19 protein-coding genes are annotated in these 19,765 nt (G+C 71.8%); 12 read left to right on the top strand and 7 right to left on the bottom strand.

The features are described from left to right. Nucleotides 1-11 precede the first annotated feature (11 nt). The gene (gene ettA / locus JOD95_RS04605; RefSeq protein ID WP_209683500.1) at nt 12-1,697 is read left to right on the top strand and encodes an energy-dependent translational throttle protein EttA; all 1,686 of its coding nucleotides are present in this window, start codon (nt 12-14) and stop codon (nt 1,695-1,697) included. Between the two features lie 3 nt (nt 1,698-1,700). Beyond that, a complete protein-coding gene (locus JOD95_RS04600) occupies nt 1,701-2,183 on the top strand; it encodes a thioesterase family protein (RefSeq protein WP_251154763.1) in 483 nt (160 codons plus the stop codon). Between the two features lie 122 nt (nt 2,184-2,305). Here JOD95_RS04600 and JOD95_RS04595 read toward each other — a convergent pair whose 3' ends face one another. After that, complete coding sequence (locus tag JOD95_RS04595; RefSeq protein ID WP_209683497.1) at nt 2,306-3,163, bottom strand: acyl-CoA thioesterase II; 858 nt, start codon at nt 3,161-3,163, stop codon at nt 2,306-2,308. Nucleotides 3,164-3,206: 43 nt separating this feature from the next. Here JOD95_RS04595 and JOD95_RS04590 point away from each other — a divergent pair, with 43 nt between their 5' ends. Both JOD95_RS04590 and JOD95_RS04585 read left to right on the top strand, forming a co-directional pair. After that, complete coding sequence (locus JOD95_RS04590) at nt 3,207-3,908, top strand: hypothetical protein (RefSeq protein WP_209683494.1); 702 nt, start codon at nt 3,207-3,209, stop codon at nt 3,906-3,908. Nucleotides 3,909-4,017: 109 nt separating this feature from the next. Continuing rightward, on the top strand, nt 4,018-4,860 hold the full coding sequence (locus JOD95_RS04585) for an NAD(P)H-binding protein (protein WP_209683491.1): 843 nt from the start codon (nt 4,018-4,020) through the stop codon (nt 4,858-4,860). Nucleotides 4,861-5,085: 225 nt separating this feature from the next. Here JOD95_RS04585 and JOD95_RS04580 read toward each other — a convergent pair whose 3' ends face one another. The 3 genes from JOD95_RS04580 to pepN all read right to left on the bottom strand — a co-directional run bounded on the left by JOD95_RS04580 (nt 5,086) and on the right by pepN (nt 9,287). Next, complete coding sequence (locus tag JOD95_RS04580) at nt 5,086-5,496, bottom strand: globin (protein WP_209684416.1); 411 nt, start codon at nt 5,494-5,496, stop codon at nt 5,086-5,088. A 44-nt stretch (nt 5,497-5,540) separates the two neighbouring features. Then, nucleotides 5,541-6,626 carry a mechanosensitive ion channel family protein gene (locus JOD95_RS04575; RefSeq protein WP_245171570.1) on the bottom strand — a complete coding sequence of 362 codons (1,086 nt, stop codon included), beginning with the start codon at nt 6,624-6,626 and terminating at the stop codon, nt 5,541-5,543. Nucleotides 6,627-6,707: 81 nt separating this feature from the next. Further along, on the bottom strand, nt 6,708-9,287 hold the full coding sequence (gene pepN, locus JOD95_RS04570) for an aminopeptidase N (RefSeq protein WP_209683488.1): 2,580 nt from the start codon (nt 9,285-9,287) through the stop codon (nt 6,708-6,710). A gap of 204 nt (nt 9,288-9,491) precedes the next feature. On the opposite strand from pepN, the gene JOD95_RS04565 reads away from it, so the two are divergent. Next, nucleotides 9,492-10,052, top strand: a complete 561-nt coding sequence (locus JOD95_RS04565) for a disulfide bond formation protein DsbA (RefSeq protein WP_209684412.1) — start codon at nt 9,492-9,494, stop codon at nt 10,050-10,052. Between the two features lie 91 nt (nt 10,053-10,143). Here the strand turns inward: JOD95_RS04565 and JOD95_RS04560 are convergent, their stop codons facing one another. Beyond that, a complete protein-coding gene (locus tag JOD95_RS04560; RefSeq protein WP_066653087.1) occupies nt 10,144-10,671 on the bottom strand; it encodes a GNAT family N-acetyltransferase in 528 nt (175 codons plus the stop codon). Here JOD95_RS04560 and JOD95_RS04555 point away from each other — a divergent pair. From JOD95_RS04555 to JOD95_RS04545, 3 genes are read left to right on the top strand one after another with little or no spacing between them, the layout of a single operon-like run. Then, nucleotides 10,670-11,323, top strand: coding sequence for a helix-turn-helix domain-containing protein (locus JOD95_RS04555; RefSeq protein ID WP_209683485.1), 654 nt, complete (start codon nt 10,670-10,672; stop codon nt 11,321-11,323). The genes JOD95_RS04560 and JOD95_RS04555 overlap by 2 nt on opposite strands. Before the next feature lie 10 nt (nt 11,324-11,333). Then, complete coding sequence (locus JOD95_RS04550) at nt 11,334-11,822, top strand: ribose-5-phosphate isomerase (protein ID WP_209683482.1); 489 nt, start codon at nt 11,334-11,336, stop codon at nt 11,820-11,822. Between the two features lie 18 nt (nt 11,823-11,840). Continuing rightward, nucleotides 11,841-12,770, top strand: a complete 930-nt coding sequence (locus tag JOD95_RS04545; RefSeq protein ID WP_209683479.1) for an Fpg/Nei family DNA glycosylase — start codon at nt 11,841-11,843, stop codon at nt 12,768-12,770. Nucleotides 12,771-12,816: 46 nt separating this feature from the next. On the opposite strand, the gene JOD95_RS04540 is transcribed toward JOD95_RS04545, so the two are convergent. Continuing rightward, entirely contained in the window at nt 12,817-14,295 is a 1,479-nt protein-coding gene (locus JOD95_RS04540; protein WP_209683476.1) for an amidohydrolase, read from the bottom strand. Then, complete coding sequence (locus JOD95_RS04535) at nt 14,292-14,945, bottom strand: FMN-binding negative transcriptional regulator (RefSeq protein WP_209683473.1); 654 nt, start codon at nt 14,943-14,945, stop codon at nt 14,292-14,294. The genes JOD95_RS04540 and JOD95_RS04535 overlap by 4 nt, the downstream gene beginning before the upstream one ends. Nucleotides 14,946-14,978: 33 nt before the next feature. On the opposite strand from JOD95_RS04535, the gene JOD95_RS04530 reads away from it, so the two are divergent. The 4 genes from JOD95_RS04530 to JOD95_RS04515 all read left to right on the top strand — a co-directional run bounded on the left by JOD95_RS04530 (nt 14,979) and on the right by JOD95_RS04515 (nt 19,729). Further along, entirely contained in the window at nt 14,979-16,385 is a 1,407-nt protein-coding gene (locus tag JOD95_RS04530; RefSeq protein ID WP_066653093.1) for a serine hydrolase, read from the top strand. A 94-nt stretch (nt 16,386-16,479) separates the two neighbouring features. Then, nucleotides 16,480-18,096 (top strand): sensor histidine kinase, encoded by a 1,617-nt coding sequence (locus JOD95_RS04525; protein ID WP_066653096.1) that lies wholly within the window; start codon nt 16,480-16,482, stop codon nt 18,094-18,096. Nucleotides 18,097-18,156: 60 nt separating this feature from the next. After that, nucleotides 18,157-18,819, top strand: a complete 663-nt coding sequence (locus tag JOD95_RS04520; RefSeq protein WP_066653098.1) for a response regulator transcription factor — start codon at nt 18,157-18,159, stop codon at nt 18,817-18,819. 22 nt (nt 18,820-18,841) lie between these two features. After that, entirely contained in the window at nt 18,842-19,729 is an 888-nt protein-coding gene (locus JOD95_RS04515) for a DMT family transporter (protein ID WP_209683470.1), read from the top strand. Nucleotides 19,730-19,765 lie beyond the last annotated feature (36 nt).

Raw genomic sequence — 19,765 nt, 5'->3', positions numbered from 1 at the left:
CTTGCGCCGATATGGCTGAGTACATCTACCAGATGGTCCGCGCCCGCAAGACGGTCGGCGACAAGCTGATCCTCGACGACGTCACGATGTCGTTCATCCCCGGCGCCAAGATCGGCGTCGTGGGGCCGAACGGCGCGGGCAAGTCGACGATCCTGAAGATCATGGCGGGTCTCGACCAGCCGTCCAACGGCGAGGCGAAGCTCACGCCGGGCTTCTCCGTCGGCATCCTCATGCAGGAGCCCGAGCTCGACGAGTCCAAGACCGTGCTCGAGAACGTCCAGATGGGCGTCGGTGCGATCAAGGGCAAGCTCGACCGCTTCAACGAGATCTCCGCGCTGATGGCGGAGCCGGACGCCGACTTCGACGCCCTCCTGGCCGAGATGGGCACCCTGCAGGAGGAGATCGACGCGGCCGACGCGTGGGACCTCGACTCCCAGCTCGAGCAGGCCATGGACGCGCTGCAGTGCCCGCCGGCTGACGCGCAGATCGCCAACCTCTCGGGTGGCGAGAAGCGCCGCGTGGCGCTCTGCAAGCTGCTCCTCGAGAAGCCCGACCTGCTCCTGCTCGACGAGCCCACCAACCACCTCGACGCCGAGTCCGTGCTGTGGCTCGAGCAGCACCTGTCGAAGTACCCCGGCGCAGTGCTCGCCGTCACGCACGACCGGTACTTCCTCGACCACGTCGCACAGTGGATCGCCGAGGTCGACCGTGGTCGCCTGTACCCGTACGAGGGCAACTACTCGACCTACCTCGAGAAGAAGCGCGAGCGTCTCGAGGTCCAGGGCAAGAAGGACGCCAAGCTCGCCAAGCGTCTGTCCAGCGAACTCGAGTGGGTCCGGAGCAACTCGAAGGGCCGCCAGGCGAAGTCGAAGGCCCGTCTCGCCCGGTACGAGGAGATGGCTGCCGAGGCCGAGCGCACGCGGAAGCTCGACTTCGAGGAGATCGTCATCCCCGTGGGCCCGCGTCTGGGCTCGCAGGTGATCGACGCCGAGAAGCTCCAGAAGCAGTTCGGTGAGCGCGTCATCATCGACGGCCTGTCCTTCACGCTGCCCCGCAACGGCATCGTCGGGGTCATCGGCCCGAACGGCGTCGGCAAGACCACGCTGTTCAAGACCATCGTCGGCCTCGAGCCGCTCGACGGCGGCCAGCTGCGGATCGGCGACACGGTCGACATCTCGTACGTCGACCAGAGCCGCGGCGGCATCGACCCGAACAAGAACCTGTGGGAGGTCGTCTCCGACGGCCTGGACTTCATCCAGGTCGGCAAGACCGAGATCCCGTCCCGCGCCTACGTCTCGCAGTTCGGGTTCAAGGGTCCGGACCAGCAGAAGAAGGCCGGTGTGCTCTCCGGTGGTGAGCGGAACCGCCTGAACCTGGCGCTCACGCTCAAGCAGGGCGGCAACCTCCTGCTCCTCGACGAGCCGACCAACGACCTCGACGTCGAGACCCTCGGCAGCCTCGAGAACGCCCTGCTCGAGTTCCCCGGCTGTGCCGTGGTCATCACCCACGACCGGTGGTTCCTCGACCGCATCGCGACGCACATCCTCGCGTGGGAGGGCGTGAACGAGGACGGTACCCCGAACTGGTACTGGTTCGAGGGCAACTTCGAGGCCTACGAGGAGAACAAGCTCGTGCGCCTCGGCCCGGACGCGAACAAGCCCGGTCGCTCGACGTACCGCAAGCTCACCCGCGACTGACCCGTGGCGAGGCTGCACGCTCCCGTCCGCATCCGGTGGAGCGACATCGACGCGTACGGCCACGTCAACAACTCCGCGATGCTGCGCCTCCTCGAGGAGGCGCGCATCGCGGGGTTCTGGGGCCACGACCCCGCCGACGTCGCGCCGGAGGACGACCTGCCGGACCCGATCATCGACGGCCGGCCCGGCTCCGGGACGATGACGGTCATCGCTGCACAACGTCTCGAGTACCTCGCATCGATCCCGTACCTGCGCCGGCCGCTCGACGTGCAGATGTGGATCGGACGCATCGGTGGCGCGAGCATCGACGTGTCGTACGAGATCTGGTCACCCGTCGGAGTCGAGCCGCAGGTGCTCTACACGCGCGCCACGACCGCCTTGGTGATGGTCGACGCGGCCTCGAACCGGCCTCGGCGCCTGTCCGAGGCCGAGCGCGCCGCCTGTGCGCCGTTCGTCGAAGCGCCCGTGCAGTTCTCCCGCCCGTAGCGGCGGGACCACCGGTGCAGTTCTCGAGCCCGTAGCCGGCTGGACCGCCGGCGCAGTTCTCGAGCCCGTAGCGGCCAGGACGGGCGGCACCGTGTGTCCGCCAGGAGCGGGCAGGGCAGCCGTCAGCGCGGCACGCGCAGCATCCCCTCCTGCGCCACCGAGGCCAGCAGCCGACCGTCGCGCGCGAACATCCGCCCGAACGCCAGTCCCCGGCCGCCCTGGGCGCTCGGGGACTCCTGTGCGTACAGGACCCAGTCGTCGGCACGGCCGTCGCGGTGCCACCACATCGCGTGGTCGAGGCTCGCGCTCTTCACTCCCGGCGTGCCCCAGGCGACGCCGTGCCGCCGCATGATCGGCTCCAGGATCGACATGTCGCTCGCGTAGCCGAGCACGGCCCGGTGCAGCGACGGGTCCTCCGGCAGGTCACCGTCGACGCGGAACCACACCGCCTGGTGCGGGACGCGCTCGCCCTGTACGTCGACGAACACCGGGCCCTCGACGTGCCGCAGGTCGATCGAGCGTTCCGCCCAGGCCTGCGCCACGGGGTGGTCGATCGCGGACAGGATCGACGCGGCCGAGGGCAACGACTCGGGATCGGGGGTACCGACGGGGAACGGGTCCTGGTGCTCGAGTCCGTCGTCCGGTCGCTGGAAGGAGGCGATCATCGAGAAGATCGGCACACCGCGTTGGTAGGCCTGGACACGGCGCGTGGCGAACGAGCGGCCGTCGTGGATGCGCTCGACGGCGAAGGTGATGGGCACGTCGATGTCACCGGGACGCAGGAAGTACCCGTGCATCGAGTGGATGTCGCGGTCCTCGATCGTGTGCTGCGCGGCGACGATGCACTGCGCGAGCACCTGTCCGCCGAAGACCCGGCCGCCGGGCGACCAGTGGCTGGCACCGGTGAGGATCGTCTCGCCCGTGCTCGCGCCGGTGTCCTGCAGGCGGAGGGTGCTGAGGAAGTCGGGTTCGCCGTTCACCCCCGCAGTCTACGAACCCGTCGCCGGTAGGATCGGTGTCGACATGGGCACCTCGTTCACGCTTCCCGACGCCGCTTCGCTCGGCGACCTCCGCACCTACCTCGGACGCGCTGCCCGGATCGAGGACGGCTCCGTGCGGCTCATCGCCGACTCCGGCGTCCTCGCCGTCTACGCCGCGATCCTCTACCCGGTCGGGCTCCTCGACGAGCTGCCGACCGTACTCGGTCTCCGCACCTTCTCGCTGACCGAGCCAGCGACGATCGACGCGGTCGTCCCGCTCGCCTCCCTGCGGGAGCGGCTCCGTGTGCTGGCCGAGGAACAGGACGCCGCCGGTGCCGACGGTGCCGACCCGACGCGACCGACCCCGATCGAGGTCGGGCTGCCGCACGAGGTGCACACCGTGACGTGGGCCGCGATCTCGCCGCCCCGCGGGGGATGGGTGCCGCTGCCCGACGTCTCGCCGGAGCTGCTCCGCCGCGCTGCCCGCGACGGGATCGCCGAGGTCGCGGACGCCGTCCCGTCGAACGCCGGTGACGCCATCGTCCGCCGCATCCGCGCCGAGGTCTGGGGCCGTCCCGTCCCCGGGATCGAGCACGTCCCCGCAGCAGCCGGGTTCGCGGGGGAGAGCCTCGGCTTCCTCGGGCACGATCCGGTCCGGCTGTTCGAGACCGGCCCCTGGAGCCGCTTGACGACGTCGCGCGGGCACATCCTGGTGAAGCGACGCGCCTGGAGCCTCGACCACTAGTGCCGCCGCGGCACTGCCGATCCCTGCACGGTCGCGTACGAGCCCTCGTCCGTCCACACCTCCGACGGGCACCCGGTCAACGCCGTGAGCGGCATGGTTGGGTTGCGTCATGCACGTCTTCCTCACCGGCGCATCCGGGTACATCGGGTCATCAGTCCTCCGCGCACTCCTCGCCCACGGGCACCAGGTCACCGCGGTCGTCCGTTCCGACCAGAAGGCGCAGGCGGTCCGTGAGGCAGGCGGCCAGGCGGTCGTCGGCGACCTGTCCGACACCGAGCTCGTGCGCCGACTCGCGCACGAGAGCGATGCCGTCGTCCACACCGCGTCGGCCGAGTCGGTGGACCCGGACTTCACGGCGACGGTGACCGAAGCGTTCTCGGGGACGTCGAAGCCGTTCGTGCACACGGGCGGCATCTTCACGTTCGGCGACTCGACCGACATCTCGGAGCAGTCGCCCGTCGACCCGCCGGAGCTCACGGCGTGGCGCGCCCCGATCGAGGCGCGGGTCCGCGCGAGCGACGCACGGACGACGATCGTCGCACCGGGCATCGTGTACGGCCGTGGCGCGGGCATCCCGGCGATGTTCGTCGGCGACGGGGAGCACGAGGTCCGGCTGGTGGGCGACGGGTCACAGCGGTGGACGACGGTGCACGTCGACGACCTCGGCGATCTGTACGTCCTCGCCGTGCAGCGCGGGGAGCAGGACGGCTACGTCGTCGCCGCGACCGGTGACAACCCGACCGTGCGCGAGATCGCCGAAGCGGGCGCGCACGGGTCGCCGGTCGTCGCCGAGAGTGCCGGCGACAGTCGGGAGCGGCTCGGGCGCACGTACGCAGACGCCCTGCTGCTGCACCAGGAGGCCTCGGGCGCGCACGCGCGTGCCGCCTTCGGCTGGAACCCGACCCGACCGACACTGGTCGAGGACCTCGCCAGCGGGTCCTCCGCCCGCTGAACCCAGGTGCGGGGCGGACGGGAGGCCCGTGGCGGCCCGCCACGGGCCTCCCGTCCGCGTCCCGCCCGGCAGCGACCGCCACAGGACGAACCCGCTGTCCGGCTCGGCATCGGGCGGACCAGCCGGGTACCGAGCGGACCGGCCGGGTACCGAGCGCACCGGCCCGATACCGAGCGGACCGGCCCGGGTTCGAGCTGACCGGCCCGGCGTCGAGCGAGAGGACGCTCAGTCGAACGTGTTCGTCATCGCGTGTGCCGCCCGGTCGAGGTACGCCCACAGTTCGGCCTCGTCGAGGGGCGCCAACCCCAGCGACTCGACGGCGTCGTGCATGTGGTGGAGCCAGCGCTCCCGGGCTTCGGAGGTGATGCGGAACGGGTTGTGGCGCATCCGAAGCCGGGGGTGCCCGCGCTCTTCGCTGTACGTGCCGGGGCCGCCCCAGTACTGCTGCAGGAACGCCGACAGCCGCCAGATCGCACCGTCGAGATCGTCAGCCGGGTACATCGGCCAGATGACCTCGTCCTGCTGCACCCCCTCGTAGAAGCGTCGGACCAGCCGGTCGAAGGTGGGAGCACCGCCGATGCGTTCGTACAGGGAGCCGGTCGCGCTGGCGCCGTGCTCGCCGACGCGGAGCGTGATCGGCTGCGCCGGTACGCCGCCCCGGTCCGGAGGGGTGAGGTCGCTCACTGGTGGTCCTTCCCGGGGTCCTGGCCGCGGCCGGTGTCGTCGGTGCGGATCGCCCGTCCGAACAGGTTCCCACGCTTCCCACCGCGCGACTTCGTCGGTGCGGGCGTCGGCTGCGTCCGGACCGACCGGAGGCCGTTGATCGAGGTGGCGTTCTCCCACCCCTCGGGCATGATCATCGCCATGGCGGGCAGTGTGACGCCGAGCTCGTCGACGGCGCGCTTCAGCCGCACGCGCATCTCGCGCCCGACGACGTCGAGCTCGGACGCGCGGGTCTTGACGACGAGACGGAACACCATCCCGGCGTCGGAGATCGACTGGAGACCCCAGATCTCCGGCTTCTCGACGATCCGCTGACGCCAGCGCGGCTCCTGGGACATCGTCACCGCGGCACGGAGGAGGGCGTCCTGCACGGCGTCGATGTCGGTGTCGTACGGGACGGTGATGTCGACCAGCACGCGCGACCAGCCCTGGGAAAGGTTGCCGACGCGCAGGATCTGCCCGTTCGGGACGAACCACAGGATGCCGTTCACGTCGCGGATCTGCATGACGCGGAGTCCCACGTTCTCGACCACGCCGGTGGCCTGCCCGGTGTCGACGACGTCCCCGACGCCGGCCTGGTCCTCGAGGATCATGAAGACGCCGGAGAGCAGGTCCTTCACGATGCTCTGCGCACCGACGGCGAGGCCCGCGGCGATCAGCGAGGCGCCACCGACGATCCCGACGGCCGCGCCCTGCCACACGGCGGTGACGATGACGATCAGCGCGATGACCACGACGACGACGGTCGCCAGGTTCTCGAGCACACTGCCGAGGGTCCGGGTCCGTTGCACGACGCGGGCGGTCTGCACCGGCGAGGCGATGAGCGCCTGGGTGTCGTCGACGTTCTGGCGGCGCTTCGCCCCGTTGACCACCTGGTCGACGACGCCCTTGATCACGCGCCGGAGGATCAGCCGCAGGACGATCGCCGCGATCACCGTGATGACGATCGTGATCGGTGCTTGCCAGGTGTCGACGAACTGGGTGAATGCGTTCGACGCCCACTTCGAGACGTCGTCGGTCGTGTTCGCTGCCGAGTTCATCATCCGGACGATGCTAGAGGGCGAGGCCTCGGCGACCCTTGAGGATCACCGAGGCCCCGCCCCTGCACTGCCGTCGGACGACGATCAGGCGTCGGCCGCCTGGACCCGCAGCGCGCGCTCGGTACCCGCGAGGTTCTCGGACACGATGCGGCGGAGCGCCGGGGTCTCCGGGTGTGCCTCGAGCCACGCGTTCGCGGCGTCGCGGAGCTCGACCGACGCGAGCGGCGCCGGGTAGAGGCCGCTGACGATCGTGTCGGCGATGTGGTAGCTCCGCTCGGCCCAGATGCGGGTCAGCACGTCGAAGTACCGCGACACGAGCCCCTCGAGGACGACCGGGCTGTTGGTGTGCTGGAAGCCGACGGTCGTCTGGCGGACGATGGCGTTCGGCGCCTCGGACGAGTCGACGAGCGACGAGAACGCCGCGAGCTTGCCCTCGGCGGTCGGGATCGTCGCCCGCACCCGCGCGGCGGCCTGCTCGCCCGAGGCCGTCTTGTCGGCGGCGAGCTCGGCGTCGACCTCGGCGTCACCGGCAGCACCTGCGAGGACGAGGCCCTCGAGCAGCTCCCAGCGCAGGTCGGTGTCGATCTCCAGGCCCTGCAGTGTGACGGACCCGTCGCGCAGGCCCTGCAGGGTCGTGACGTGCTCCGGCGTCGAGGCGATCTGCGCGAAGAACTTCACGAACTGGAACTGGGCGTCGGACCCGGCCTCGGCCGAGGAGGCCAGCTGCCAGAGGGTGTCGCCCACGGTGCGGACGGTGGCGTCGACCTTCGCCGGTGCCACGTAGCTCCGGGCGGTCAGCAGCAGCTGCGAGAGCGTGGTGCGGATCGTCGTCGACTCGGTCTCGGTCGCGATGTTGCCGAGCACCAGGCGGACGTAGTCGCTCGCGGGCGACTCGGCGTCGCGCGTGGCGTCCCACATCGCGCCCCAGACGATGGAGCGGGCGAGCGGGTTCGCGATCGCGGCGAGGTGCTCGATCGCGGTGCGGCGGGACTGCTCGTCGAGACGGATCTTGGCGTACGCCAGGTCGTCGTCGTTGAGGAGCACGAGGTCGCCGCGGTGCACGCCGACGAGCTCGGGGACCTCGGTGCGGGCACCGTCGACGTCGATCTCGACGCGGTGCGTGCGCTCGAGCTTGCCGCCGCCCGACGCGGTGTCGGCACCGAAGGGCGCCGACTCGTCCGTCGTGAAGCCGTAGACGCCGATCGCCAGGCGGTGCGGGCGGAGCGTCGGGTGGTCGGCCGGAGCCTCCTGCAGCACGGCGAAGGACGTGATCACGCCGGACTCGTCGACCTCGATCTCGGGGCGCAGCGTGTTCACGCCGGCGGTCTCGAGCCACAGCTGCGACCACTCGGACAGGTCGCGGCCGCTGGTCGCCTCGAGCTCGACGAGCAGGTCGCGGAGCTCGGTGTTGCCGTGGTGGTGCTTCGTGAAGTAGGCCGAGACGCCCGCGAAGAACGCGTCGATGCCGACCCACGCCACGAGCTGCTTGAGGACGGAACCGCCCTTGGCGTACGTGATGCCGTCGAAGTTGACCTGGACGTCCTCGAGGTCGTTGATCGTCGCGACGATCGGGTGCGTCGAGGGGAGCTGGTCCTGGCGGTAGGCCCAGGACTTCTCCATCGCCTGGAAGGTGGTCCACGCCTCGGTCCACTCGGTGGCCTCGGCCGTGGCGATGGTCGACGCCCACTCGGCGAACGACTCGTTCAGCCACAGGTCGTTCCACCACTTCATGGTGACGAGGTCGCCGAACCACATGTGCGCGAGCTCGTGCAGGATCGTGACGACCCGGCGCTCCTTGATGGCGTCGGTGACCTTCGAGCGGAAGACGTAGGTCTCGGTGAAGGTCACGCAGCCCGCGTTCTCCATCGCGCCGGCGTTGAACTCCGGCACGAAGAGCTGGTCGTACTTCTCGAACGGGTACGGGACGTCGAACTTCTCCTCGTAGTAGGCGAAGCCCTTCTTGGTCGTCTCGAACACGTACTCGGGGTCGAGGTACTCGGCGAGCGAGCGCCGCGCGAAGACGCCGAGCGGGATGGTCCGACCGTCGCGGCTCGTGAGCTCGTCGCGGACGACCTCGTACGGGCCGGCGACGAGCGCGGTGATGTAGCTCGAGATCGTCGCGGTCGGGCTGAACGCCCACGTGGCGATCTCGCCGTCGACGTGGGGCTCGGGCGTCGGGGAGTTCGAGACGACCTGCCAGCGCGACGGTGCCGTGACGGTGAAGGAGAACTCGGCCTTGAGGTCGGGCTGCTCGAACACCGCGAACATCCGGCGCGAGTCCGGGACCTCGAACTGGGAGTACAGGTAGACCTCGTCGTCGACCGGGTCGACGAAGCGGTGCAGGCCCTCGCCCGTGTTCGTGTACATCGCGTCGGCGACGACCACGAGCTCGTTCTGCTCCTGCAGGTCGTCGAGCTGGATGCGCACGCCGTCGTTCACCGCGGCGACGTCGAGCGCCGAGCCGTTCAGGGTGATCGAGTGCACGGTCTTCGTGATCGCGTCGATGAAGGTCGAGGCACCGGGCGTCGCGGTGAACCGGACGCGCGTGGTGCTGCCGAAGGTCTCGGCCCCGCGGGTCAGGTCCAGCTCGACGTCGTACGTCTGCACGTCGACGATCGCGGCGCGTTCCTGGGCTTCGGTTCTGGTGAGGTTCTCTCCGGGCACGGACGCTCCAACTTCGCTTGCGGCGCGGACGATCGATGTCCGCGGTGAGGGGATCCCGACAGGCGTCGTGCGCCGTCGGGACGATGGGATCAGCCTAGCGAGCGCACGTACGCTCGCAGCGTGACCGAGACGACTGTGGACAACACCGAGACCGCCCGCACCGCCGTGGAGTTCTGGTTCGACCCGAACTGCCCGTGGGCCTGGATGACGAGCCGCTGGGTCGGCGAGGTCGAGCGCCAGCGCCCGATCGACGTGACCTGGAAGGTGATGAGCCTCTTCGTCCTCAACGAGGACCAGGACATCCCGGACGAGTACCGGGAGCGCATCCACAAGGGGCAGCTCTACCCGCGCATCGTCACCGCCGCGCTGCTCCGCCACGGCCAGGACGTCGTCAAGCCGCTGTACGACGCGCTCGGCGAGCACGTCCACCACCGCCAGGAGTCCGACCCCGACCAGGTCGTGCCCGCCGTGCTCCGCGAGCTCGACCTCGACGAGGACCTGCTCGAGTACGCGTGGACCGACGAGGTCGACCAGGCCGTCCGTGCGAGCCACCAGGACGGCATCGACCGGGTCGGTCAGGACGTCGGCACCCCGGTCATCGCCGTCGAGGGCACCGCGTTCTTCGGCCCGGTCATCTCCCCGGCGCCGAAGGGCCAGGAGGCGCTCGACCTGTGGGACGGCGTCGTCGCCGTCGCGAAGGTCCCCGGCTTCTTCGAGCTCAAGCGTTCGCGGACGGTCGGTCCGATCTTCGACACCGTCGAGTAGCCCGGCCGGCGTCCACGACGCGACCGGTGGACGGACGGACGGGAGGCGCGGTGCGGCTCCGCCCCGCGCCTGCCGTCCGTCCGACGCCCCGTCAGGACAGGGGCAACCGCATCAAGGTCAGGTCGAGCCACCGGTCGAACTTCCGCCCGACCTCGGGCAGCACGCCGACGGTGGTGAAGCCGAGTCGCTCGTGGAGGGCGATCGAGCCGGTGTTCGTCGAGCAGATGCCCGCCATCAGGACGTGCACGCCGGCCGAGCGGGCGTGCGCGACGAGCGCGTCCATGAGCACGGTGGCGATGCGCCGACCGCGGAACGCCGGGACGACGTAGACGCTGTGCTCCACGGTGTGCCGGTACCCCTGGTGCGGCCGGAAGGCGCTGTAGGTGACGTACCCGGCGACGGCGCCGTCGACCTCGGCGACCAGGACGGGCAGCCCGGCAGCCCGGCGCTCCGCGAGCCAGCCGTCGAAGTACTCCCGCGGGTGCGGCTCCTCCTGCCAGATCGCGGTCGAGTGCAGCACGGCGTCGACGTGCAGGGCGTGGACGACGTCGAGGTCACGCGGCTCGCAGTCGCGGACCGTGACCGAGGACGCCGACCCCGTCGCATATGCTGTCGCCATGTCTCAGATCGTAGACGACTTCTCGGCGACGGTGGAACCGATCACCGAGCACCCGGACGACGCCGACCAGCGTCGCCTGGGGGAGCGACTGCAGCGCCTCCGCACCGAGCGGAAGTGGAGCCTGACCGAGCTCGCCGAGGAGTCCGGTGTCTCCCGCGCGATGATCAACCGCGTCGAGCGCGGGGTGTCCAGTCCGACGGCGACGATCCTCGGGCGGCTGTCCGGGGCGTTCGGACTCACGATCTCGCAGCTCCTCGACGAGGCACTCGACCACGAGGTGCCCAGGGCGACCGACCCGGACGAGGCGCGTGGCGTCCAGCGCGGGGTGACCGCCGACTCCTGGACCGATCCCGAGACCGGGTACCGCCGTCGTCCGGTCTCGAGTGCCGACTTCCCCGCGGACGTCACCGAGGTGCGCCTCCCGGCCGGTGCGCAGGTGGCGTACCCGGCGTCCGCCTACGCGTTCCTGCGGCACTGCATCTGGGTGGTCGACGGCGTGCTCGAGGTCGTCGTCGGCGACGAGCCCACCCGGCTCGGTGCCGGCGACCGCATCGAGCTCGGTGAGCCCGCCGACGTGGTCTACCGGAACCCCGGCGCGGAGCCCGTGCGGTACGTCGTCGTGGTGGTCCGGGCCCCTCGGGGCCGGGAATAGGATCGGAGCCATGCGCATCCACCTCGGAACGGACCACGCCGGCCTCGAGTTCACCAAGACCCTCGCCCAGCACCTCACCGAGGCGGGGCACGAGGTCGTCGACCACGGGCCGACCGAGTACGACGCGCTGGACGACTACCCCTCGTTCTGCATCAACGCCGCGCACGCCGTCGTGCAGGACCAGCGCGCGGGCGTCGAGGCGCTCGGCGTCGTCTTCGGCGGGTCGGGCAACGGCGAGCAGATCGCCGCCAACAAGGTGGAGGGCATCCGCGCCGCGCTGGTCTGGAACGAGTCGACCGCGCTCCTCGCCCGCCAGCACAACGACGCGAACGTCATCTCGATCGGCGCGCGCCAGCACACCGAGGAGGAAGCGATGCGCTTCGTCGACCTCTTCGTCGCCGAGCCCTTCTCGGGCGAGGAGCGTCACACTCGCCGCATCGCGCAGCTGGCCGAGTACGAGACGACGGGGCACATCGCCGGTCGGCAGATCGACGAGTAGTCCGGGTAGACAGGACCGATGCCAGAGGGTCACTCCGTCCACCGCATCGCGAACCAGTTCTCCCGGCACTTCGTCGGCAAGCGCTGCGAGGTCTCCAGCCCGCAGGGGCGGTTCGCCGCCGGTGCCGCCCAGCTCGACGGCAAGCGCATGGTCGCCGCCCGGGCCGTGGCGAAGCAGATGTTCCTGGAGTTCGAGGACGACCTGTTCCTCCGCGTCCACCTCGGGCTCTACGGGGCGTGGGACTTCGCGGGCGTGATCTCGTCGGCCGAGGCCCTGTCCGAGGACGGCGACGGCGAGGAGTCGCTGTCGTCGATCGGCGCCCCGCGGCTCGCCCGGTACCGGATGGCCGAGCAGGAGAAGTCGGAGGACCCGATCGAGTCCTTCCCACCGGACCCGGTCGGCCAGGTGCGCGTCCGCATCCTGACCGAGGACACCGTCGCCGACCTCCGCGGTCCGACGGCCTGCGTCGTCGAGGACCCGGCCGGGGTGCAGCGCGCGCTCGACAAGCTCGGCCCGGACCCGATCAACGACGACGGCCCGGAGGCCGAGCAGACCTTCGTCGACAACGTCCGGAAGCGGAACGTCGCGATCGGGCAGCTGCTCATGGACCAGGCCGTCGTCGCGGGCATCGGCAACATCTACCGGGCCGAGCTGCTCTTCCGGCAGCGCATCGACCCGTACAAGCCCGGCAGGAAGATCACCGTCAAGCAGGCGAAGGCGCTCTGGCAGGACTGGTCGAAGCTGCTGCACGCGGGGGTCCGTGACGGCCTCATGCTGACGATGGACGACCTGTCCGAGGCCGACCAGGCGAAGGCCGTGCGCTCGCGGAAGGACCGCCACTGGGTGTACCACCGCGAGGGGGAGCCCTGCCGGGTGTGCGGCACCGAGATCCGGATGGCGGACATGGCCGGACGCAAGCTCTACTGGTGCCCGAAGGACCAGAAGTAACGCCGGGGACCAGGAGGAGCCAGGGGACGAGGAGGCGCCGGGGCCGCTACAGGTCGCGGTGCGTGAACCGTCCCGCGATCGCGGTCCCGAGCACCTCGGCGTGCCGCAGCGACGCCGAGTCGGCGACCGCCAGCGGGTCCGCGGCGAGCAGCACCAGGTCGGCGACGTCGCCGACGGACACCCCGACCCGACCGCCCTCGGTCGAGCCGCGCCACGCGGTCAGCGCCGCCAGCCGCTCGGACGGGTGCCACGGTGTGCGTCCGTCGCGGTCCCGCCCGACCGCGGCCGCCATCGACACCCACGGGTCGAGCGGCGCCACGGGAGCATCCGACCCGAGCCGGAGCTCCGCACCGGCCCGGTGCAGCGACGCGAACGGGAAGGCCCGGTCGGTCATGCCCGCCCAGTACCGGTCCGCGATGTCCCGGTCGTCCATCGCGTGCTCGGGCTGGACGGACGCAGCGACCCCGAGCCGGGCGAACCGGTCGACGTCGGTGTCGACGAGCAGCTGGGCGTGCTCGATGCTGCCCCGCGCGCCCACGGCCTCGAACACGTCGAGCGCCAGGGTGTTCGCCCGGTCGCCGATCGCGTGCACGGCGGGGACGAGTCCGGCGTCGACCGCGCGCCGGACCATCGCGACGAGGTCCTCGAACGGGTACGCGAGCACCCCCTCGCCCGACGTCAACGCGGCGGTCCGGGTTCCGAGCGAGCCGTCGGTGATCACCTTGAACGGACCCGTCCGGACCAGACCACGGGTACCGTCCACGACGTCGCCGGTCCGGAGACCACGGGCGATCGCCGCGTCGAGGCCGCCCGGGTACACCCCGCAGTCCACCCGCAGGCCGTCGGTGCCGGCGCGGACCCGTCGCGTCCAGCGGTCGAGTCCGGACACCATCTCGAGGTCGACGACACGCGTCACGCCGCGGGCGGCCGCTGCGTCGACCGCCTCCGCCGCCCAGTCGTCGAGCACGTCGTCCGGCACCCGGGACAGCACCGCGGTCACGTCGAAGGCGTCCTGCTCGCGCAGGACCCCGTCGTCCCCGGCGGCGAGCGGCCGTCCGACGAGCGCCGAGCAGTGGGCGAGCGCGAGCGCGTTGCACCACACGGCGTGCAGGTCGGCGCTGATGACGACGACCGGGAGGCCCGGTGCGGCTCCGTCGAGCAGCTCGCGTCGTGCGGGGCGCGGCCAGGTCCCGTCGCGGTAGCCGTGGCCGACGAGCACCAGGTCCGACACCCCGGTGCGCGCGACCGCGGCGAGCGACTCGGCCGTCGCCTCCGCCGACGTGCAGGCGGACACGTCGACGCGCCGGCGGACCAGGGCCCACTGGTCGAAGTGCACGTGGTGGTCGACGAGCCCCGGACCGAGCCACGCGCCGTCGGTCTCGACGACGTCGGTGTCGGCGCCCGGGGGCGGGTCGAGCGTGCCGGCGGGGGCGACCGCGTCGACGCGGCCGCCGACGATGCGCACGTCGCACGGCGCACCGGCGGTGCCCACCCGGCGGACGGTGCGGAGCAGGACGTCGGTCACGATGCCTCCCGGTCGTCCCGGCGCGCCACCTGGGCGCGCTCGACGGCGTCGGCGAGCGCTGGCGAGGCGTACGGGCCGTCGCCGCGGAGCCCGGCGACGATCCGCTCGACGACCTCGGGAGCCTTGTTCTGCGAGAGCTTCGCGCGGGCGTCGAACCGGGTGACCCGGATGCGGATGCCGACGGTGCCCTTCGCCGCGCGGCGGGCGGTCGCGGGGTCGACGTCGAGGGACACCGGCTCGGGCATCACGCGCTCGAAGTGGTCGACCAGCTCGCCGAGCACCCGGAAGTTCTCCTCGTCGGACAGGATCTCCGGCGTGCCCCAGCAGTGCGCCGTCACGTGGTCCCAGGTCGGGACGAACTGCTCCGGCGGGTACCAGGCGGGGGAGACGTAGCCGTGCGGGCCCTGGAACACGACGAGGACCTCGTGCTGGCCGAGCTCGTGCGCGACCTCGTCCGGTCGGCCGACGTGCGACACGAGGACGAGCGCGTCGGGATCGTCGTCCGGTCCCGGCGCCTCGAGCAGGAACGGGTAGTGCGAGGCGACGAGCCCCTGGGCGGTGTGCGACACGATCGTCGCCCACGGGTACCCGTCGATCAGACGTCGCACCTCGTCGACGTCGGTCATGAGGAAGTGGGGTGTGTGCCGCATGCGACGAGCGTGGCACATGCGAGGCTGGTCGGCATGGAGAAGCGCGCCGCGTACGAGTCCGTCCTGCCCTACGTCCGTGAGTGGATCGACTACAAGGTGTGGCAGCTCCGGCTCCCGGGCGTGCAGGTCGCGATCGGATTCGAGGACGAGGTGCTGTTCTCCGAGGCCTGGGGTCACGCGGACGTCGAGGCCGGACGGCGCCTGACGACCACGGACCTGTTCCGGATCGCGTCGCACTCGAAGACCTTCACCGCGACCGCGCTGCTGCAGCTCGCCGACGCCGGCGCGCTGCGGCTCGACGACACCGTCGGGTCGTTCGTGCCCGCCCTCGTCGACGCCGGGTCGCCGATCGCCGACGCGACGGTGCGCGAGCTCATGGAGATGGGCGGCGGTGTCGTGCGTGACGGTGCCGACGGCGACCACTGGGCGCTCGACCACCCGTTCCCGGACGCCGACCAGCTCGTCGCGCTCGTGGTCGAGGGCGGCGCGAAGGTCCCCGTCGGCTCGGCCTTCAACTACTCGAACCTCGGCTACGGCCTGCTCGGACTCGTCATCGAGGCCGTCACCGGCACGACCTACGCCGAGCACGTCCGGCGTGCGATCGTCGAGCCGCTCGGACTCACCGGCACCGGGCCGGAGTACGACCCGGCGCGCGAGGACGAGTTCGTCGTCGGCTACACGGGCCTGCACACCGCCCGCACCCGCCAGCGTGTCCCGCACGTCACGACCGGGGCGCTCGCCGCGGCGACGGGCTTCCACGGCACCGCGTCCGACCTCGTCCGGTACTTCTCGGCGCACGTGCCCGGCCGGGGTTCGCTGCTGTCCGACCACGCGAAGCGCCTGGCGCAGCGGAAGGCCTGGAGCGCGCTCGACACCGATCCGGCCGCGCGGGGCTACGGCGCGGGCTTCATCGTCGACCGGATCGGCGGGCGCGAGGTCCGTGGGCACTCCGGCGGCTTCCCCGGCCAGATCACCCAGACGGTGTTCGACCCGGCGTCGTCGCTCGTCGTCTCCGTCCTGACGAGCAGCGCGACCGGCCCGGCGGGGATGCTCGCGACGGGCATCGTGCACCTGCTCGACGCCGCGGCCGACGAGCACGCCCCCGGCCCGGAGCTGCCCGAGGGCGTCGACACCGACCGGTACACGGGACGGTTCACGACGTTCGAGGGCATCACCGACGTCGCACGGGTGGGGGACCGGCTGCTCGCGATCGACCCGACGCAGCCGGTGCCGACCGAGTCCCCGGTGCGCCTGGGCGTCGTCGACGAGGACACGCTCGTGATGGCGGCGGGGAACCGCTTCGGCTCGGTGGACGAGCGGATCACCTACGCGCGCGACGAGACCGGCGCCGTCGTGTCGTTCCGCGGGGACAGCGGCATGACGCACCGCCCGTGGTCGGTCCCCGAGGAGTCCCCGGAGGTCGCCGCCGCCCTCGTCTGACGGCGCGACGGGCGCAGGGGGTGGGGACAACCCCACCCCCGATCCGGGAGACGGCAGGATGGGACGCGGGGACGGGCTCCGTGAGGCTGGACCCATGACCGACACCGACCGCCTCGACCAAGCCGAGACCGTCCCGCTGGAAGACCATGCCGCCGATCGTGCACAGACCGTCCCGCTCGACGGAGCCGTGCCCCAGGGAGCCACGAAGCCGATGCCCGAACAGCCCCGCACGCCCGACGGCGGCCCGTCCTCGGCGCCCTCGGGATGGGGTGCGACACCGACCACGGGGCGGGCGTCCGCTCCGGGGGAGCAGCCCTTCGCCCCCGCGGGTGCAGCGGGGCAGCCGCCCTTCGCCGCCGCGGGTGCGCCGGGCAACGGGGGTGGTGCCGGCTCCGGCATGACCGCCGGTCGCTTCTACCGCGAGGCCTGGCGTCGCCTGCCGCGCGACTTCGGCTACATGGCGCTGACGGCCGTGCTGCTCTGCACGCTGTACGCGGCGTTCCCCGCGGCGCTGTTCGGGCGGGGCCTGCGCGACCTGTTCAACCCGTTCGTGCTCCTGATGTTCTTCATCGCGCTGTTCGTGGCGCGGTGGCTCGGCCAGTTCGAGAAGACCCGCATCGGGTGGGCAGACCCCCGGCCGATCCGTCCGGTGGACTGGACGCCGCGGTGGCAGCAGAACTGGTGGACGCGCACCGGGTCCGCGGTGGCAAACCCGCACTACTGGCTGTACCTGCTGCACGCGGCCGTGGTCTACCCGCTCGCGGCACTCGTGACCGTGGGAGCCGGTGTCGTGCTCCTCGCCGGGTTCGCCTGGCCGTTCGTGGTCGCCGTCGCCTGGGGCTTCCTCGGCGTGGGCGGCATGTACCTGCCCAGCTCGGACAGTGCCGCGCTGCTCGCGATCGGACTCCTCAGTCTGCTGTCGATGGCCGCGTCGGTGGCGCTCCTGCCCCTCTGGGCACGTGGCTCCGTGCTCGCCCACTACTGGATCGACCTCGGTCTGCTCGGTGGCTTCCGTGCCGAGCAGCTCGAGCAGCGCGTCGCCGGGCTGCAGGCCTCCCGCGCGGGTGCCGTGACGGCCGAGGGCCAGGCACTGCGCCAGATCGAGCGAGACCTGCACGACGGTCCGCAGCAGCGGCTCGTCCGGCTCCGCATGGACCTCGCCGCTGCCGAGCGCGCCTTCGACCGCGACCCGGAGAAGGCGAAGCGGCTCATCGGCGAGGCGACCGAGCACGCGCAGGACGCCCTCGACGAGCTCCGCGCCCTGTCCCGCGGCTTCGCACCGCCGATCCTGCTCGACCGCGGACTCGTGGCAGCGCTCGAGGCACTGGTCGCCCGGACGCCGATCCCCGTCGGGCTCGACGTCCGCCTGCCCGAGGGGCTCGAGCTCGCGACGGAGATCCAGCGCAACGTGTACTTCACGGTGAGCGAGCTCCTGACGAACACGACGAAGCACGCCGGTGCCTCGACGGCCGGCGTGTACCTCGGGCTCATCGTCGACGCCTCGGGCCTCTGGTACCTGACGGTCAGCGTCACCGACGACGGCCGTGGTGGCGCACGACCGCAGGAGGGCCACGGCATCGAGGGCCTGATGGGGCGGATGCGCGCCCTCGACGGCGAACTCGTCGTGAACAGCCCCGAGGGTGGTCCGACCGAGGCCACCGCCCGGATCCCGCTCGGAGCCCTGAACGGCGTCCCCGTCGTCCGCGGGTGACGACGTCGGGAGCGGCCCGGCGCCACGGTCGGCGCACCCGCTCCCAGTAGGCTGGTCGGCATGAGCGACGGCCCGGGTGCAGCACGCATCCGGGCCGTCGTCGTCGACGACGCGGTGCTCCTGCGCGAGGGGCTCGCCCGCGTGCTCGACGAGGCCGGCATCGACGTCGTCGGCCAGTACGCCGACGCGGACGCCTTCCTCGCCACGCTGCCCGACGGTGCCCCCGACGTGGTCGTCATGGACGTGCGGATGCCGCCGACCTTCACCGACGAGGGTGTGCGCGCCGCCGTCGCCACCCGCCGCGTCGCACCCCGCACCGGGGTCCTGCTGCTGTCGCAGTACGTCGAGGCCACCTACGCCGAGGACGTCCTGGCCGCCGGGGCGACCGGCATCGGGTACCTGCTCAAGGACCGCGTGACCCGGCTCGAGGAGATCGACGACGCCGTCCGGCGCATCGCCGCGGGCGGCACCGTGCTCGACCCCGAGGTCGTCACGCAGCTCATGGGTCGTCGGCGGGACCCGCTCGCCGCCCTGACGCCCCGCGAGCGCGAGGTCCTCGGGCTGATGGCCGAGGGGCGCACGAACGCCGCCATCGCCCGTGCGCTCGTGATCGGCACCGGAGCCGTCGAGAAGCACGTGTCGAGCATCTTCGGCAAGCTCGCCCTGGAGGACACCGGTGAGGACCACCGCCGCGTCCTCGCCGTGCTCGCGTACCTCGGCTGACCCGACGCATGGCGACCGCACCGTGACCCGCGTCCCCGCACCGGTGCTCGCCCTCGCCGCGATGCTCTCGGTGCAGATCGGTGCCGCGCTGGCGAAGACCCGCTTCGACGAGGTCGGGTCGGTCGGTGCCGCTGCGCTCCGGCTCGTCATCGGTGCGCTCGTGCTCCTGCTCGTCGTGCGCCCGCGCGTCCGGCACTGGACCCGCAGGCAGTGGACGGCGGCGGTGCTGCTCGGCCTCGCGCTCGGCGGGATGAACGTCTTCATCTACGTGGCCTTCGCGAGCATCCCGATCGGCGTCGCCGTGACGATCGAGTTCCTCGGACCGCTCACCCTGTCGCTCGCGCACACCCGACGGTGGCGGGACGTCACGTGGGCGGCCCTCGCGCTCGCCGGGGTCGTGCTGCTCGGTGTCGGTCCGGCCGCGGTCACCGCGGTCGGTGGCGTCGTCGCCGCGATCGCCGCTGCTGCGTGCTGGGCGGGCTACATCGTGATGAACCGTCGGGTCGGTGCCGCCATCCCCGGGGTCGACGGGCTGGCGGTGTCGATGGTCGTCGCGATGCTCGTGTCGCTGCCGACCGGACTCCGTCCGGCCGTCGACGGCGTGGTCGGCGACCCGTCGCTGCTGCTCGTGTTCGCGGGCGTCGCGCTGCTCTCGACCGTGCTGCCGTACGCCCTCGAGATGCTCGCGCTCCGCCGGATGCCCACCCGGGTGTTCGGTGTGCTGCAGAGCCTCGGTCCGGCGATCGCGGCCCTGGCGGGCCTCGTGGTGCTGCACGAGGAGCTCGCGGTGCAGGAGGTCGTCGCCCTGGCCTGCGTGAGCGTCGCCAGCGTCGGGGTCACCCTGTCGGCGCGACGCGGTCGCGCGCGACCTGACGCGGGTCGGACGGGAGGCGCGGGGCAGGTTCCCTGACGTCGGGGACGTCCGTCGTGCCTCCCGGCCGACCGC

This window comes from Curtobacterium sp. 1310, assembly GCF_017834105.1.
GTDB lineage: Bacteria > Actinomycetota > Actinomycetes > Actinomycetales > Microbacteriaceae > Curtobacterium.
The sequence above is the reverse complement of the archived record's forward strand: the minus strand, read 5'-3'. Positions and strand labels throughout refer to the sequence as shown.

Coding starts and splice junctions, on each gene's coding strand:
- JOD95_RS04535 (WP_209683473.1), bottom strand. CDS start 14,945: ATGCGGCACACACCCCACTTCCTCATGACCGACGTCGACGAGGTGCGA.
- JOD95_RS04555 (WP_209683485.1), top strand. CDS start 10,670: ATGTCTCAGATCGTAGACGACTTCTCGGCGACGGTGGAACCGATCACC.
- JOD95_RS04590 (WP_209683494.1), top strand. CDS start 3,207: ATGGGCACCTCGTTCACGCTTCCCGACGCCGCTTCGCTCGGCGACCTC.
- JOD95_RS04545 (WP_209683479.1), top strand. CDS start 11,841: ATGCCAGAGGGTCACTCCGTCCACCGCATCGCGAACCAGTTCTCCCGG.
- JOD95_RS04525 (WP_066653096.1), top strand. CDS start 16,480: ATGACCGACACCGACCGCCTCGACCAAGCCGAGACCGTCCCGCTGGAA.
- JOD95_RS04520 (WP_066653098.1), top strand. CDS start 18,157: ATGAGCGACGGCCCGGGTGCAGCACGCATCCGGGCCGTCGTCGTCGAC.
- JOD95_RS04565 (WP_209684412.1), top strand. CDS start 9,492: ATGACGAGCCGCTGGGTCGGCGAGGTCGAGCGCCAGCGCCCGATCGAC.
- JOD95_RS04560 (WP_066653087.1), bottom strand. CDS start 10,671: ATGGCGACAGCATATGCGACGGGGTCGGCGTCCTCGGTCACGGTCCGC.
- JOD95_RS04530 (WP_066653093.1), top strand. CDS start 14,979: ATGGAGAAGCGCGCCGCGTACGAGTCCGTCCTGCCCTACGTCCGTGAG.
- JOD95_RS04575 (WP_245171570.1), bottom strand. CDS start 6,626: ATGATGAACTCGGCAGCGAACACGACCGACGACGTCTCGAAGTGGGCG.
- JOD95_RS04550 (WP_209683482.1), top strand. CDS start 11,334: ATGCGCATCCACCTCGGAACGGACCACGCCGGCCTCGAGTTCACCAAG.
- ettA (WP_209683500.1), top strand. CDS start 12: ATGGCTGAGTACATCTACCAGATGGTCCGCGCCCGCAAGACGGTCGGC.
- JOD95_RS04585 (WP_209683491.1), top strand. CDS start 4,018: ATGCACGTCTTCCTCACCGGCGCATCCGGGTACATCGGGTCATCAGTC.